We start from the raw sequence: 2,560 nt of genomic DNA, 5'->3' as shown, positions 1-2,560 counted from the left end.
CAACACGGAGAGTTTGATCCTGGCTCAGGATGAACGCTGGCGGTCTGCTTAACACATGCAAGTCGAACGGAGTAGAAATACTTAGTGGCGGACGGGTGAGTAACGCGTGAGAATCTGCCTTCAGGACGGAGACAACAGTTGGAAACGACTGCTAAGCCCCGATGTACCGAAAGGGAAAATATTTATAGCCTGAAGATGAGCTCGCGTCCGATTAGCTAGTTGGCGGAGTAAAAGCCCACCAAGGCGACGATCGGTAGCTGGTCTGAGAGGACGATCAGCCACACTGGGACTGAGACACGGCCCAGACTCCTACGGGAGGCAGCAGTGGGGAATTTTCCGCAATGGGCGAAAGCCTGACGGAGCAAGACCGCGTGGGGGAAGAAGGCTCTTGGGTTGTAAACCCCTTTTCTCTGGGAAGAAAGTTGTGAAAGCAACCTGACGGTACCAGAGGAATCAGCATCGGCTAACTCCGTGCCAGCAGCCGCGGTAAGACGGAGGATGCAAGCGTTATCCGGAATGATTGGGCGTAAAGCGTCCGCAGGTGGCAGTTCAAGTCTGCTGTCAAAGACCGGGGCTTAACCTCGGAAAGGCAGTGGAAACTGAACAGCTAGAGTATGGTAGGGGCAAAGGGAATTCCTGGTGTAGCGGTGAAATGCGTAGAGATCAGGAAGAACATCGGTGGCGAAGGCGCTTTGCTGGACCATAACTGACACTCAGGGACGAAAGCTAGGGGAGCGAATGGGATTAGATACCCCAGTAGTCCTAGCCGTAAACGATGGATACTAGGTGTTGTCTGTATCGACCCGGACAGTGCCGTAGCTAACGCGTTAAGTATCCCGCCTGGGGAGTACGCACGCAAGTGTGAAACTCAAAGGAATTGACGGGGGCCCGCACAAGCGGTGGAGTATGTGGTTTAATTCGATGCAACGCGAAGAACCTTACCAGGACTTGACATGTCGCGAATCCTCTTGAAAGAGAGGAGTGCCTTCGGGAGCGCGAACACAGGTGGTGCATGGCTGTCGTCAGCTCGTGTCGTGAGATGTTGGGTTAAGTCCCGCAACGAGCGCAACCCTCGTGTTTAGTTGCCATCATTAAGTTGGGCACTCTAAACAGACTGCCGGTGACAAACCGGAGGAAGGTGGGGATGACGTCAAGTCAGCATGCCCCTTACGTCCTGGGCTACACACGTACTACAATGGTAGGGACAGAGGGCAGCCAACCCGCGAGGGCGAGCTAATCCCGTAAACCCTGCCTCAGTTCAGATTGCAGGCTGCAACTCGCCTGCATGAAGGCGGAATCGCTAGTAATCGCAGGTCAGCATACTGCGGTGAATCCGTTCCCGGGCCTTGTACACACCGCCCGTCACACCATGGAAGTTGGCCACGCCCGAAGTCATTACTCTAACCCGCAAGGGAGGAGGATGCCGAAGGCAGGGCTGATGACTGGGGTGAAGTCGTAACAAGGTAGCCGTACCGGAAGGTGTGGCTGGATCACCTCCTTTTAGGGAGACCATCTGAGCAACTACCGAACCTAAACAATAGGTAGTAATCAGTATCCCTGGTCGTTCGAGAAATAGATGTCAAAGCTTTCAAACTATTAACTGGTTCGGGAAATGGGCTATTAGCTCAGTTGGTTAGAGCGCACCCCTGATAAGGGTGAGGTCCCTGGTTCAAATCCAGGATGGCCCACCTGGAAACAAAAGTAATGAATTTAAAGCAATGATTCATGTATCATCAATGAAATGATGAATTGAAGAATCAGGGCAGAAAAATCAGAACTTGCTTAGTGGGGGTATAGCTCAGTTGGTAGAGCGCCTGCCTTGCACGCAGGAAGTCAGCGGTTCGAGTCCGCTTACCTCCACTCTCACTAGCTAGCTATCTAACTAACTACAAAGACAATCAAAGCCAAGAACAGAAATCAGCACCCAGACTCTTCAAAAGAAGTCGGAATGCTGGAGTCTAGAACTCTAGTCAGAACCTTGAAAACTGCATAGAAATTAAGTCATCATCAAGCAGGTAAGTCATCCGATGCGTCGGAAAATCTTACTAGCGACCACCATCAAAGAATCAAGTGGTCAAGTTACAAAGGGCTAACGGTGGATACCTAGGCACACAGAGGCGAAGAAGGACGTGGCGACCGACGATAAGCTCCGGGGAGCTGGAAGCAAGCATTGATCCGGAGATGTCCGAATGGGGCAACCCAGTAAGCATCAGTTGAATACATAGACTGATAGCGGCGAACCCAGCGAATTGAAACATCTTAGTAGCTGGAGGAAGAGAAAGCAATAGCGATTTCCCAAGTAGTGGTGAGCGAACGGGAAACAGCCTAAACCAGAGGTTTTTACTTCTGGGGTCGTGGGACAGTCAAATAACGTATCTTGAAGCTAGACAAAGCAGTTGAAAGCTGCACCAGAGAAGGTGAAAGTCCTGTAGTCGAAAGTAGAAAAGAGCGTGACTGTATCCCGAGTAGCACGGGGCCCGTGAAATCCCGTGTGAATCAGCGAGGACCATCTCGTAAGGCTAAATACTACTGTGTGACCGATAGTGAACCAGTACCGCGA

At 51.5% G+C, this 2,560-nt stretch carries 2 tRNA genes and 2 rRNA genes (1 of these 4 only partly in view); all 4 read left to right on the top strand.

Going from position 1 to position 2,560, the window contains the following annotated elements:
* The first annotated feature begins 1 nt into the window (after position 1).
* Positions 2-1,501: ribosomal RNA gene (locus QUA44_RS30025) — 16S ribosomal RNA — on the top strand.
* A gap of 113 nt (positions 1,502-1,614) precedes the next feature.
* A tRNA-Ile gene (locus QUA44_RS30020) sits at positions 1,615-1,688 on the top strand.
* A 99-nt stretch (positions 1,689-1,787) separates the two neighbouring features.
* Positions 1,788-1,860: transfer RNA gene (locus QUA44_RS30015), tRNA-Ala, on the top strand.
* Between the two features lie 212 nt (positions 1,861-2,072).
* Positions 2,073-2,560, top strand: a 23S ribosomal RNA gene (locus QUA44_RS30010); it runs 2,418 nt beyond the window's last position.
* Together the 16S and 23S rRNA genes with 2 tRNA genes alongside form the textbook arrangement of a ribosomal RNA operon.

Source organism: Microcoleus sp. N9_A2, assembly GCF_036701775.1.
In the GTDB taxonomy this organism is placed as follows: Bacteria; Cyanobacteriota; Cyanobacteriia; order Cyanobacteriales; family Microcoleaceae; genus Microcoleus.
Note: the sequence above shows the minus strand (reverse complement) of the source record. Positions and strands in the feature narration are given on the sequence as shown.